Source organism: Mesorhizobium sp. 1B3 (genome assembly GCF_050958605.1).
In the GTDB taxonomy this organism is placed as follows: domain Bacteria; phylum Pseudomonadota; class Alphaproteobacteria; order Rhizobiales; family Rhizobiaceae.
The window spans coordinates 16,431-29,087 of sequence record NZ_JBJHDO010000015.1 but is presented as its reverse complement, the minus strand read 5'-3'; the positions used below and the strand labels follow the sequence as shown (position 1 = coordinate 29,087).

At 64.5% G+C, this 12,657-nt stretch carries 13 protein-coding genes; 8 read left to right on the top strand and 5 right to left on the bottom strand.

What is annotated here, in order from left to right:
• Position 1 precedes the first annotated feature (1 nt).
• Together denD and ACCO56_RS28705 are read right to left on the bottom strand one after the other, a co-directional pair.
• On the bottom strand, positions 2 to 988 hold the full coding sequence (gene denD / locus ACCO56_RS28710; protein WP_433644356.1) for a D-erythronate dehydrogenase: 987 nt from the start codon (positions 986 to 988) through the stop codon (positions 2 to 4).
• 40 nt (positions 989 to 1,028) lie between these two features.
• Positions 1,029 to 2,273 (bottom strand): NAD(P)/FAD-dependent oxidoreductase, encoded by a 1,245-nt coding sequence (locus ACCO56_RS28705; RefSeq protein ID WP_433644354.1) that lies wholly within the window; start codon positions 2,271 to 2,273, stop codon positions 1,029 to 1,031.
• Between the two features lie 348 nt (positions 2,274 to 2,621).
• Here ACCO56_RS28705 and ACCO56_RS28700 point away from each other — a divergent pair, with 348 nt between their 5' ends.
• The 8 genes from ACCO56_RS28700 to ACCO56_RS28665 all read left to right on the top strand — a co-directional run bounded on the left by ACCO56_RS28700 (position 2,622) and on the right by ACCO56_RS28665 (position 9,754).
• The gene (locus ACCO56_RS28700; protein ID WP_433644474.1) at positions 2,622 to 3,419 is read left to right on the top strand and encodes a creatininase family protein; all 798 of its coding nucleotides are present in this window, start codon (positions 2,622 to 2,624) and stop codon (positions 3,417 to 3,419) included.
• 3 nt (positions 3,420 to 3,422) lie between these two features.
• On the top strand, positions 3,423 to 4,205 hold the full coding sequence (locus ACCO56_RS28695) for an ABC transporter ATP-binding protein (protein WP_433644353.1): 783 nt from the start codon (positions 3,423 to 3,425) through the stop codon (positions 4,203 to 4,205).
• Positions 4,186 to 5,049 (top strand): ABC transporter permease, encoded by an 864-nt coding sequence (locus ACCO56_RS28690; protein ID WP_433644352.1) that lies wholly within the window; start codon positions 4,186 to 4,188, stop codon positions 5,047 to 5,049. Before ACCO56_RS28695 ends, ACCO56_RS28690 begins: the two co-directional genes overlap by 20 nt.
• Complete coding sequence (locus tag ACCO56_RS28685) at positions 5,049 to 6,248, top strand: amidohydrolase family protein (protein WP_433644473.1); 1,200 nt, start codon at positions 5,049 to 5,051, stop codon at positions 6,246 to 6,248. The genes ACCO56_RS28690 and ACCO56_RS28685 overlap by 1 nt, the downstream gene beginning before the upstream one ends.
• Positions 6,245 to 7,615 carry an FAD-binding oxidoreductase gene (locus ACCO56_RS28680; RefSeq protein WP_433644351.1) on the top strand — a complete coding sequence of 457 codons (1,371 nt, stop codon included), beginning with the start codon at positions 6,245 to 6,247 and terminating at the stop codon, positions 7,613 to 7,615. Before ACCO56_RS28685 ends, ACCO56_RS28680 begins: the two co-directional genes overlap by 4 nt.
• A gap of 31 nt (positions 7,616 to 7,646) precedes the next feature.
• Positions 7,647 to 8,660, top strand: coding sequence for an ABC transporter substrate-binding protein (locus ACCO56_RS28675; protein ID WP_433644350.1), 1,014 nt, complete (start codon positions 7,647 to 7,649; stop codon positions 8,658 to 8,660).
• 121 nt (positions 8,661 to 8,781) lie between these two features.
• Positions 8,782 to 9,441 (top strand): TetR family transcriptional regulator C-terminal domain-containing protein, encoded by a 660-nt coding sequence (locus ACCO56_RS28670; protein ID WP_433644349.1) that lies wholly within the window; start codon positions 8,782 to 8,784, stop codon positions 9,439 to 9,441.
• Positions 9,434 to 9,754 (top strand): 2Fe-2S iron-sulfur cluster-binding protein, encoded by a 321-nt coding sequence (locus ACCO56_RS28665; protein ID WP_433644348.1) that lies wholly within the window; start codon positions 9,434 to 9,436, stop codon positions 9,752 to 9,754. The genes ACCO56_RS28670 and ACCO56_RS28665 overlap by 8 nt, the downstream gene beginning before the upstream one ends.
• Positions 9,755 to 9,842: 88 nt before the next feature.
• On the opposite strand, the gene ACCO56_RS28660 is transcribed toward ACCO56_RS28665, so the two are convergent.
• From ACCO56_RS28660 to cysT, 3 genes are read right to left on the bottom strand one after another with little or no spacing between them, the layout of a single operon-like run.
• Entirely contained in the window at positions 9,843 to 10,862 is a 1,020-nt protein-coding gene (locus ACCO56_RS28660; RefSeq protein WP_433644347.1) for a sulfate/molybdate ABC transporter ATP-binding protein, read from the bottom strand.
• Positions 10,859 to 11,767, bottom strand: a complete 909-nt coding sequence (cysW, locus tag ACCO56_RS28655) for a sulfate ABC transporter permease subunit CysW (RefSeq protein ID WP_433644346.1) — start codon at positions 11,765 to 11,767, stop codon at positions 10,859 to 10,861. The genes ACCO56_RS28660 and cysW overlap by 4 nt, the downstream gene beginning before the upstream one ends.
• A gap of 2 nt (positions 11,768 to 11,769) precedes the next feature.
• On the bottom strand, positions 11,770 to 12,645 hold the full coding sequence (gene cysT, locus ACCO56_RS28650) for a sulfate ABC transporter permease subunit CysT (RefSeq protein WP_433644345.1): 876 nt from the start codon (positions 12,643 to 12,645) through the stop codon (positions 11,770 to 11,772).
• Positions 12,646 to 12,657 lie beyond the last annotated feature (12 nt).

Here is a 12,657-nt window from a genome sequence, read left to right as displayed (position 1 = left end):
GTCAGCGCGCCTCGCTCGCGTGGTCCTCGAGATAGGCTTCGACGATCGCCTCGAAGGAGGCGTCGGGCACGAAGCCGAGCGACAAGGCTCTTTTTGTATCGAAGGCCTTCGGCCAGGTCGAGATGATGGCCTCGATGGCCGGATCGGCCTCGTGCTTGATCAGCGCAACCGCCTCATCCCCGGCTTTTTTTCGCAGTGCCTCGATCTCGTCGGCCACAGTCGCCGAGACGCCGGGCATGGTGAGGTTGCGGTTCTCGGCGAGCTGAGCTGCATCAACTTCCGCTGCGTGGACAAGATATCCAATGGCCGAGCGCGGGCTGGCGAACCAGTGGCGCACCGAGGTCGCGACCGGCAATAGTGCCGGCTTGCCGGCCAGCGGCTCGCGCAGGATGCCGGAGAAGAAACCGGAAGCGGCGGCGTTCGGCTTGCCCGGGCGGATGCAGATGGTCGGCAAGCGGATGCCGATGCCATCGACGAAGCCGCGCCGGCTGTAGTCGGCCAGCAGCAACTCGCCGATCGCCTTCTGCGTGCCGTAGCTCGACCGCGGCGTCAGGATGTGATCGTCCGCGATGATGTCGGGCAGTGGCGAGCCGAAGACGGCGAGGGAGGAGGCGAAGACGAAGCGCGGACGGTAACCGGGCGCAGAAGCCTGCGCCCGCCGGATGGCTTCAAGCAGGTGGCGCGTGCCGTCGAGATTGATGCGATAGCCCTTCTCGAAATCGCGTTCGGCCTCGCCCGAGACGATCGCCGCGAGATGATAGATCACATCCGGCCGGCTCTCGATCAGCGCTTCCGCCGTGCCGGGCGCGCTCAGATCGCCGGCGCGGATGTCGAGGGCGACTGCCGTGTCTCGTGTCTTGGCTTCGAAGAGGTCGAAGAGCGTCAGCTTCGCGATGCTCTTGCCTGCGATCGCACTCTTGGCGAGGAGTGCCTCAGCGAGCCCGGCGCCCAGCATTCCTGCCGCGCCGATGATCAGACAATGGGTCATGCGTTGGTATTCCTGCGGTGGAAAAATCAGTGCCGGTGAGTCAGCTGTTTTCCAGCACGGCGGGTGTCTGGGAGAGCAGTTCCTTCAGCCTCTGCGGCCCGGCCAGCACATCGGCCTCGCTCGGGCTGATACCGGCGGCGAGCAGTTTTCGGGCGATCATATGGTCGGCCGGACGATTGACGGAATCGACTGCCACCAGTTCGGCTCCCCGGAAATGATAGACCGCGAAGGCGTTGGCTTCCGGCGAACCGGTGATGATCCGGTGGTCGGCGTCGAAGGCGAGCCCCGCCGTCTGAAGCTTCATGTCGCCTTGGTCCGACCAGAACCATGCGACGTCACGGTAGGGGGCCGGCCGGCCGGCGATCGTTTTTGCCGCGTTCTTCGCCTGATCAGTGGCGTTTTGGACGGATTCCAGCCGAAGCTGCCGTCCGGCCTGCCAATGTGTGAAGGAGGCGCAATCGCCGACTGCGAGGATCGCCGGGTCCGATGTACGCATGTGGTCGTCCACTACCACGCCATTTTCGGCGGCAAGACCAGCGGTCACGGCCAGCTCGATATTGGGCACTGCGCCGACACCGAGGATTACGAGATCGGCGGGAAGCACGCGCCCGCCCTCGAGGCGAACGTGGGAGAGCTTGCCATTGTCGTCTCCGATCGCCGCGACCTTGCCCTGCGCGATGATGTCGATCCCTGCCGCCAGCGAGCGGGCATGGACGTGCCGGGAGACCTCCGGCGCGACGGAACGGGCGAGCACGCGGGGAGCGGCTTCCAGCACGGTTACCTTGCGCCCCAGCACGGTCAGGGTGTGGGCGAGTTCCATGCCGATAAAGCCGCCGCCGACGATCACGACGTCAGCCGCGCCCTGAAGAAGCTCGTTCAGGCGCTTGGCATCGGAAAGTGTGCGCAGCGAGACGACGCCTTCGAGGGTCGCTCCGTCGAGTGCCGGGACGCGCGGCCGCGAGCCGGTGGCGAGCACGAGATGGGTGTAGGATAGGTTTGTCCCATCGCCCAGCCGCACGGCCATGGCCGGCCGGTCGATCTCGTCCACGGTCGCGCCATGGACGATCTCGATCTCGTTGTCTCGATAAAAGTCGGCATTGCGCAGGACCAGCGCCGGATTTTCCGGCGACTTGAGGAAGGCCTTCGACAAAGGCGGCTTGTGATAAGGCAGGTCGTGCTCGTCGCTGACGAGCACGATACGCCCGGCATAGCCTTCCTGGCGCAGGCTGGCGGCGGCCTGCGAGCCGGCATGGCCGGCGCCGACGATGACGCACTGCTCCCGCATGTCATCTCCTCCGATGATGCGCGCGTTCTCTTTCCCGGCATGAGTTACACGTTTTTACGAGAAGTCAAAACAATTAGTTTGACCGATTGCTCTGATCTGTTAGATGATTTTCGAGGACGGTGGAGGACCCGAGAGGAAGGCGCGGAAAGTGCGCCGCGGGAACTGAGCCGATCATGTCGCGGAGGAGGATTCGGAAAATCTGATGTAACTGGCGATGATCGACCGGTCTCCTGCCTGACTCACGATTTTCTCTACCGCTTCTCCAATGCAATTTGCTCGGCTGCCGCACGCGGTGGCTCGATATGGGAGGCCGGCCATGTCCGCTATTTTCGGCGCGAGGTCCAGCAGGTGAAGCGTTTCTGGTCCGACTACTCCAGTGAGGAATTCGCTGCGCTCGACCGTAGCCGCGTCGTCGCCGTCCTGCCGGTGGGTGCCACCGAGCAGCACGGTCCGCATCTGCCCTTGTCGGTCGATGCCGCGATCGTCGACGGCGTGGTCGCGGCGGTGGCGAAAAAACTGCCGGACGACAGCAACGTCCTGTTCCTGCCCACCTTGCCTGTCGGCAAAAGTGACGAGCATCGCCGGTTTCCCGGCACGCTCACCCTTTCGGGCGAAACGCTCATTCGCGTCTGGACGGAGATCGGAGCCTGCGTGGCTGCGAGCGGGGTGCGCAAGCTGGTGCTCCTCAACAGCCATGGCGGCCAGATCAGCATCATGGACGTCGTGGCCCGCGAGCTGCGCATCCGCCACGACATGCTCGTCTTCTCCGTCAACTGGTTCGGTCTCGGCATGCCGGAGGGCCTCTATTCCGATCATGAGCAAAAACACGGCATCCACGCAGGCGACATGGAGACGTCGGTGATGCTGTCGCTGCATCCGGACTTGGTGCGGATGGAGAGAGCGCGGAATTTCGGCTCGCTCACCGAGATTTTCGAGAAGGATTACCGCTACATCTCGCTGGCGCGCGCGAGGCCGGGCTGGCAATCGCAGGACCTGAATCCGGAGGGCGCCTGCGGCGACGCTTCCTCGGCGACGGCAGAAAAGGGCCGCCTCACGATCGACTTCGCCGCCGAGCGGCTGGTGGAACTGCTCGCCGAGGTCGAGCGGGCGCCGCTCTCCTGGCTAGACAACAAGCCGGGCTGGTGAGTGATGGCTGCTTCCCTCATCGAATTGAAGAATGTCTTCAAGCAGTACGGCAACGGTACGGTCGCCATACGCGACATGTCTCTGACGGTGGAGAAAGGCCAGTTCGTGAGCTTCCTCGGCCCCTCGGGCTGCGGCAAGAGCACGGCGCTGCGCATGATCGCCGGCCTTGCCTCCGTTTCGGCCGGCACGATCACCGTCAACGGCCACGCACCAGGCGAGAGCAACAGCGCCGCCGACATCGGCTTCGTCTTCCAGGAGCCGACGCTGATGCCCTGGGCGACGGTCTTCGAGAATGTCTACCTGCCGCTCAGGCTCACCGGCATCTCGCATGCCGAGGCCAGGCCGCGCATCGAGGAAGCGCTTTTGCAAGTGGGCCTGTCGCGCTTCGCGCAATCCTATCCGCGCGAGCTGTCCGGCGGCATGAAGATGCGCGCCTCGATCGCCCGTGCCATCGTCACCCGCCCGCGCCTGCTTTTGATGGACGAGCCCTTCGCGGCGCTCGACGAGATGACGCGCTTCAAGCTCAACAACGACGTGCTGCGGCTGTGGCAGGAGCAGGGCCTGACGATCATCTTCGTGACGCACAGCGTCTACGAGTCCGTCTACATGTCGAACCGCGTGGTGGTCATGGCGGCCCGGCCGGGCCGCGTCGTCGCCGACCTGCCGATCGAGGGCTCCTATCCGCGCGCCGAGGATTTCCGCGCCACGGAAGCCTATGCCGAAAGCTGCCAGGCCGCTTCCAAGGCCCTGAGGGGGACGCTTGACCATGTCGATATCGACCACTGAGACGCTGGGTGGCGATGACGCCTTGCCCGTGCTCAATGCCGATCTCCAGCGCGCGCTGCGCCGCGAGCAACGGATGAAATACATCATGCCGACGGCGGCTCTGATCCTGGCACTGCTCGTTTGGGAAGCGCTGGTCGCCTATTACGAAGTCCCTGCCTATCTGATCCCGGCGCCCAGCCGCATCGCGCAGACGCTGGTGACGGATGGCGGGTCGCTGCTGACCTCGATGTGGTTCACGGTGAAGCTGACATTGCTGGCGCTCTTTTGCGCCATCGTGGGGGGTGTGCTCCTCGGAGCGCTTTTCGCCCTGTCGCGCACGGTGGAGATGAGCTTCTTTCCCTTCGCGGTCATCCTGCAGGTCACCCCGGTCGTGGCGATCGCGCCGCTGATCCTGATCTACGTGCCCGATACTTTCGCCGCACTCCTGATCTGCGCCTGGATCGTCGCATTCTTCCCGATCCTGTCTTCCACGGTGATCGGCCTGCGCAGCGCCGATCACAATCTCAGGGATCTTTTCAAGCTTTACAAGGCGACGCCCTGGCAGCGCCTGCGCTTCCTTCTCGCGCCGAGCGCCTTGCCTTATTTCATGGCTGCGCTGAAGATCGCCGGCGGCCTTTCGCTCATCGGCGCCGTCGTGGCCGAGTTCGTCGCCGGCACCGCCGGCCAGAACACAGGCCTCGCCTCGCGCATCCTGGAAGCAAGCTTCCGCAACGAGATACCGCGCATGTTCGCCGCGCTCACCTTGGTCTCCCTGCTCGGCATCGCCATTTTCCTGGCGACGAGCTGGCTCTCGCGCGCGGTGCTGGGCAAATGGCACGAGAGCGAGATCAGGCGCGAGGCGTGATGGTCGACGCAATCGGCACGCATGAGGAGTTTCGGCTGGAGGGCGTGTGGCTTCCCGGCCAGGCGCAGCCTGTCGATATCGCGGTGGCCGGCGGGCGGATCGCATCGATCGACCCGGCGGCTGGCAGGTCCGAAGGCGTGGTCCTCCCGCTTATGTCCGATATTCACGTCCATCTCGACAAAGCCTATACGATCGAGCGGACCAACGGTCCTGTGAGCGGCCTGTTCGACGCGATCGAGCTGATGGCGCGGGACAAACGGAACTGGACGCCCGAGGATATACGCACTCGCGCGAGCCGGGCGCTGGAGGCTGCCTACCGCAACGGCGTCCGTGCGATGCGCAGCCATGTCGACTGGAACGAGCCCGTGATTCCAGTGGCCTGGCCTGTACTCAACGAACTCAGGGAGGAGTGGCGCGGCCGCGTCGAGCTTCAGCTCTCCTCGCTTTGCCCCGCCGATCTCCTGCCCGAAGCCGCAAAGACCATCGCCGCGCGCGTTCGCGACGATGGCGGCGTCTTTGGCGCTTTCTTCTATCGCAACGCCGATCTCGCGGCGAAGGTCGATCTCGCCTTCCGCGCTGCGGTCGAGAACGGACTGTCGCTGGATTTCCATGTCGATGAAGGGCTGGACGTCGAGGCCGACGGATTCTCCGAGATCGTGGCGGCAGCGCTGCGACACGACATGGCCGGCAAGGTGGTGTGCGGCCATGCCTGCTCGCTTTCGCTGCGCGACGACGACACGCTTGAACGCACGCTTGTTGCCGCCGCCGAGGCTGGCGTGGCGCTCACGGCGCTGCCGACCACCAACCTTTATCTGCAGGATCGCGTCGGTGGCCGCTCACCGCGCCGGCGCGGCATCGCTCCCATGAAGGAGGCGCGCGCCGCCGGCATGACGGTCATGCTGGGCGTCGACAATTGCCGGGACGCCTTCTATCCCTATGGCGACTTCGATCCGCTGGCGGTGCTTCGCCTCGCCGCGATCGCCGCGCATGTCGAACCCGCCGAATGGCTCGACGCCATCACCGGCCTCCCCGCTGGCTTCTGCGGCGTTCCGGCAAGAGCCATCGCGGTCGGCGAGATGGCCGACTTCATCTGGTTCGATGCTTCTGATCTTTCAGACCTCGTCAGCCGGCCGGACGCGGCGCGCACCGTCTTCCGCGCCGGCCGGCCGATCGACCAGCCTTCACGGAGACCTTCATGACTGACAGAAGCGCCTATGAGCTGGAGGCTTTCCGCGGGGACATCGACGGCATTCGTGTCTACGGCGATCCCAAGCAGGTCGAGCTGCGGTCGCGCGACTACTATTGGTATAGCCCGATCCTGAGCGAGGAACTCGATGGGCGTGTCGGCGACATCGTCGTCATCCCGCAGGACCAGGACGAGGTGCGCCGGGTGGCGGCCGCGGCCGCCAAACACCGCATTCCCGTCACGGTCCGGGGCGGCGGCACCGGTAACTACGGGCAGTGCGTTCCGCTGGAAGGCGGCATCATTCTCGACATTACGCGGCTCGACCGCATCATCGCCATCGAGCCGGGCAAGGCACGCGTCGAGGCCGGTGCGAGAATCGCCAGGCTCGACGATGCGGCCCATGCGGTCGGGCAGGAGCTGCTGATGTATCCCTCGACGCGCCGCATCGCCACGATCGGCGGTTTCCTGTCGGGCGGCTCCGGCGGCGTCGGCTCGCTTCGCCACGGCATGCTGCGCGACGACGGCAATGTCGGCTATGTAAAGGTCATGACGTTGGAGCCCGAGCCCCAGATCATCGAGCTCCACGGTCCCGACATCCAGAAGGTCCAGCATGCCTACGGAACCAACGGCATCATTCTGGAGCTGGAGGTCGGGCTGACGCGGTTTACCGACTGGGTGCACACGGCGGCCCTCTTCGACAGCTATCTGACCGCTCTTTGCTTTGCGCTGACGGCCCAGGAAACCGGCCTCGACTGCTATCTGCTGACGCCGGTCGAGCGTCGCTTCGCCACTTTTTACCAGAAATTCGGAGAGCGCTTCCCGGCCGATCGCGACGCTGTCTTCGCCATGGTGGCGCCGGCGGAAATGGGACGCTTCGAGAAGCTTGCCAAGGAATTCGGCGGCGCGGTGTCCTTTGCAATGTCGAAAGAGGAGCTGCATTCGGCTGGTCTTCAGCCGGCTTATGAATGTGGTTGGAACCACACGACCCTGCAGGCGCTCAAGGTCGACAAGAGCTGGACCTATCTGCAGGTCGCCTACCCCCGGCCCTTCGATCCCGAGCTCGTCATCCGGCAAATGGAGCGGTACGGCGATGATCTCTACATGCATCACGAAATGGCGCGGCTGGAAGGCGAGATCCAGATCTTCGCCCTGCCCCTGGTCAGGTATCGCGGCCGCGATGCCATGTACGAGATGATCCGCGAGTTCCAGGAACTCGACGGCTGCGACATCTACGATCCGCATGCTTATACGATCGAGGACGGCGGCATGAAGGAGATCGACACCGCCCAGATCGATTTCAAGAAAAGGGCCGACCCCTACGGCCTGATGAACCCCGGCAAGACCCGGGGCTGGACGCCGGACATGGCGGTCCGGGCGTAACCGTTCAAACTGCAATGGGAGTTGAGGAAGAATGAAGCGATTGATCGTCGCGGCCCTGGCGGCCGTCGTGATGGGAGCGACCGGCAGCCTGGCCCTCGCGCTCGACAAGGTCACCCTCGGTACCAACTGGCTCGCCCAGGGCGGGCATGGCGGCTTCTACCAGGCGCTGGCCGACGGCACCTACGAGAAATACGGTCTCGAGGTCGAGATCAAGATGGGCGGGCCGCAGGTCAACAACCGGCCGATGCTGAGCGCCGGCCGCCTCGATTTCCTCCTGGCGGGCAGCCTGCTCATGCCCTTCGACGATGTCCGGAACGGCGTACCGACCATCGCGGTCGCGGCCTTCTACCAGAAGAACCCGGAATCGTTGATCGCGCACAAGGGCGTCTACAAGGATCTCGCCGATGCCGCCAAGGCGCCGACCGTGCTCCTGTCCAAGGATGGTCAGTTCAGCTTCTGGCGCTGGCTGGTCAACGAATACGGCTTCCGCGACGAGCAGGTGCGCCCGTATAATTTCAGCCTCGCCCAATTCCTGAGCGACAAGCAGGTCGTCCAGCAGGCTTATGCGACGGCCGAGCCGATTTACGCGGCGGCGGAAGGCGCGGAAGTCGAGACCTTCCTCTTCGCCGACTACGGCTACAACACCTATTCCAACGTCATTCAGACCCGCACGGATCTGGTCGAGAACAACCCTGATCTCGTTCAGCGCTTCGTCAGCGCCTCGATCGAAGGCTGGTACAACTTCCTCTACGGCGACCACAGCAAAGGTTACGAAGCGATCCTCAGGGACAACCCGGAACTTACCGCCGAAAAACTCGACAAGGAGATAGAGCAGGTGAAGAAGCTCGGATTGATGGATTCCGGCGCCGCGCTCGAGAAGGGCATCGGCTCGCTCGATATGGCGACGGTGAAATCCTTCTACGAACTCGCCGTGAAGAGCGGCATCGTCGAGAGGGACTCGGTCGACATCACCAAGGCGGCTACCGACCAGTTCACCAACAAGGGCGTCGGGCTGGACATCAAGCAGAAGTTGACCGGGCAGTAGAGCGCGATCCCCTATGCCGGTATAGCTGGATCAGGATGGGCGTCGGCTTCCGAAGCCGCTTCGGAACGGACCGACGCCCGCAACAACGACAGCTCCGCACCCGGGGAAGCAAGAGATCGATATGGCCGAAACCGAGGAAAAGACCGGGCGGGAGAAGGTCCTGGACCGCCGCCGCAAGGTGCATGAGGCGATCCGCCAAGCGGCGATCGACGAATTCGCCGCCAACGGTTTTTCCGGTACTTCGACCCAGGCCATTGCCACGCGTGCCGGGCTGACCAAGGCGCAGCTCCACTATTACATCTCCAGCAAGGAGGAACTTTACGAGAAGATCCTGCTGGAGATCATGGACGAGTGGCGTGACATCTTCTTCATCTCGTCCAGCGAGGGCGAGCCCGAGAAAGTCATCCGCGAATATATCCGCAAGAAGCTGGAGTTCGGCTGGAAGCAGCCGAATGCCTCACGCGTCTTCTCCAACGAGGTGGCGGCCGGCGCGCCGTTCCTCAGGAAGCACTGGCTGCAATCCTTGCACGCCGCGCATGATGCCGCCTCGATCTTCCAATCGTGGATCGACCGCAAGCTGATCCTGCCGGTCGATCCGCTGCTGTTCCAGGTTCATATGTGGGCCGTAACTCAGCATTATGCCGACTTCGGTCAACAGGTGCGCGTGATGGTGGGTGGCGACGAGCAGGCGGAACTCGACAGGGAGCATATCGTCGAGGAAGTGAGCACGCTCTTCCTGCGCGCCTGCGGAATCCCGGCCAAGACAGGACAACATGACTAAGATCACCTTCTTCACCGCCGACAGCCGCGCCATCGAAGTCACCGGAAAATCCGGAGCGAGCCTCATGGAGACCGCCGTCGCGAATGGCGTGCCGGGCATCGAAGCCGAATGCGGCGGCGCCTGCTCATGCGCCACCTGCCATGTCTATGTCGACGAGGCGTGGATCGACTCTGTCGGGCGCGCGGAGTCCATGGAGGCCGACATGCTTGAGATGGCCTACGACGTCGGCGAGAATTCGCGTCTCTCCTGCCAGATCACGGTGAGCGAGGCGCTGAACGGACTTCTGGTCAGGCTGCCTGTCCGCCAGGTGTAGCAGCGGCCGACCAGGAGGCACTCTCGGATTCCGGTCTGTTGGCCTGCTCGGGCGCCGGTTGCGGCTGCAGGCGAGGCACGCAAGGTGCCTAGCTCGCAAACACCTTTGCCTTGCGGATCTCGACATGGCCACGGTCGCCCGCGCGTATGACCGTCTCGGGCGGAGTGTCGAACTCCAGCAGCTGTCCGCCTTGTGACAGCGCTACCACCCGGCGCGCGTGAATATGGTCGATGACCCGCACGATGCTGGCCGGCACGCCGGGACCGGAAGGCTGCCAGGCAAGGTCGCCGGGCAAGAGGAAAAGCTCCGCTCGCCCGTCGGGCACACCATCCGCCGGGATTCTCACCCCGTCGAAATCGACGGTGTCGGCGGAAACGGTCACCGGGAGCCGGTTGGCGTCACCCAGGAAGTTCATGACGAAGGCCGAATTCGGCGCGCGGCAGATGTCTTCCGTAGTGCCCTGCTGCACGATCCGTCCTTCGTTCAGGATGACGAGGCGATCGGCGAGATCCATCGCCTCTTCCTTGTCGTGGGTGACGAAAAGCGTGGTGATGCCGAGCTCCTCGTGGATGGAGCGCAGCCAGCGCCTGAGGTCTCGGCGCACATTGGTGTCGAGCGCGCCGAACGGTTCGTCGAGCAAGAGCACCTTCGGATCGACGGCGAGCGCGCGGGCCAGAGCCACTCTCTGGCGCTGGCCGCCGGAGATCTGGCCGGGGAAACGGTTGCCGAGCCCGTCGAGCCTGACGAGCCCGAGCAGCTCGAACACGCGCCTCTCGATTTCGGCGGCGCTGCGCCTGATCTTGGAGACCTTCATGCCGAAGGCGATGTTCTCGGCGACGGTCATGTGAGGGAACAGCGCATAATGCTGGAACACGAAACCCACGCCGCGATCTCTCACCGGAATGTCGGTCGCGTCGAGATCGCCGAAATAGATATGGCCGGCGTCCGCATATTCGAGGCCGGCGACCATGCGCAGGATCGTGGTCTTGCCCGAGCCGGAGGGGCCGAGCAGAGCGACGAGCTCGCCGCTCCCGATGTCGAGCGACACGCCATGGACGGCGCGGAACGTGTCGAAGGTCTTGACGACATTGTGGAGGCGGATTTTCACGTCGGTTCCCTCGCAGGTGTTTGTGCCATCGCGGTCGTTTTCGGCGCTGCGAGGGCCGGTCGCCCGGCGCGGCCCGCACCCTGGCGTTCGAGCAGAACCTTGGCGAACAAGGTCAGCACGGCGAGCAGCGTCAGGATCGAGGCTGCCGCGAAGGCGCCGGCCGTTTGGTAGTCGTGGTAGAGCAGCTCGACATGGAGCGGCAGCGTGTTTGTCTGGCCGCGTATGTTGCCCGACACCACCGAGACAGCGCCGAACTCGCCCATCACGCGGGCATTGCACAGCACCACGCCGTAGAGCAGCGCCCAGCGGATGTTGGGCAAAGTAACGGAGAAGAAGGTCCGCCAGCCCGACGCGCCGAGCGACGTGGCGGCTTCTTCGAGATCGCGGCCCTGCGCCTGCATCAGCGGGATCAACTCGCGCGCCACGAAGGGCGCGGTGACGAACATCGAGGCAAGCACGATGCCGGGAAGCGCGAACAGGATCTTGATGTCGGCGGCCTGGAGCGCGGGGCCGAACAGGCCCTGCAGGCCGTAAACGAAGAGATAGGCGACGCCGGCCACGATGGGCGAGATCGAGAACGGTATCTCGATGACGACGAGGAGAAAGCGCCTGCCGGGAAAATCGAACTTGGTGATCGCCCAGGCGGCGGCGATGCCGAAGGCCGTGTTGATCGGGACGGCGATCAGCGCCGTCACCACGGTGAGCATGATGGCGTGACGCGTGTCGGGGTGAAGGATGGCCGCTGCGAATGTGTCGAAGCCCTGGGAGAAGGCCTGCGCCACGATCACCACCAGCGGCGCCACGATGACGATTGCCGTAAGGACGAGGACGAGGCCGATCAGCGTGCGGCGGACAGCCGGGGCATCGCCGACACGCGGCGGGCGTCCCTTGCTACGGATTTCCATGATCAGCTCCTCCTCGTGTAGCGCAGGGCACGAGCCTGGAGGAGGTTGGTCGCGGCGAGCATGACGAAGGCCGTGATGAGCAGCACCGAGGCGATGGCGGCCGCTGCCTGGTAGTCGTATTCCTCAAGTCGGATGAAGGCGAGCAGCGCCGTGATCTCGGTCTGGAACGGCTGGTTGCCGGCAATGAAGATGATGGCGCCGAATTCGCCGAGGCTGCGGGCAAAAGAAAGCGATACGCCGGCGAGCAGCGCCGGGGCGAGCAGCGGCAGGAGTACACGAAGGAAGATCGCCCTGTCGCTGCCGCCGAGCGTCTGGGCTGCTTCCTCGAGCGCCGGATCGAGGTCTTCCAGGACCGGCTGCACCGTGCGCACGATGAAGGGCAGGCTGGTGAAGCACATGGCGATCATGATGCCGAGGGGCGTATAGGCGACCTTGATTCCCATCTCTGCCAGGACACCGCCGAACCAGCCATTGCTGGCGAAGAGCGTGGTGAGCGCGATGCCGGCGACAGCAGTGGGCAGCGCGAAAGGCAGGTCGACCAGCGCATCGACGAGACGGCGGCCTGGGAACCGGTAGCGCACCAGCACCCAGGCCAGCGCCAGACCGAAGAGGAGGTTGAAGGCGGTGGCTGCGAGTGCCGAGAGTGCGGTGACTCGATAGCTGGCGACGGCGCGTGGCGACGACACGATGCGCCAATATTCCGCCGGGCCGAGCCCAGCCGCCTTGAAGATCAAGGCGCCGAGCGGCAGCACGACGATGATGGCGACATAGAAGAGCGTGACCCCCAGGGCCAGGGGAAAGCCTGGCAGGACGCGGCGTTTCAAGGATGGAGCCTTCCAGATGAATTCGCGGGGCCGGCATGCCGGCCCCGCGGCCATGACCAAAAAGAG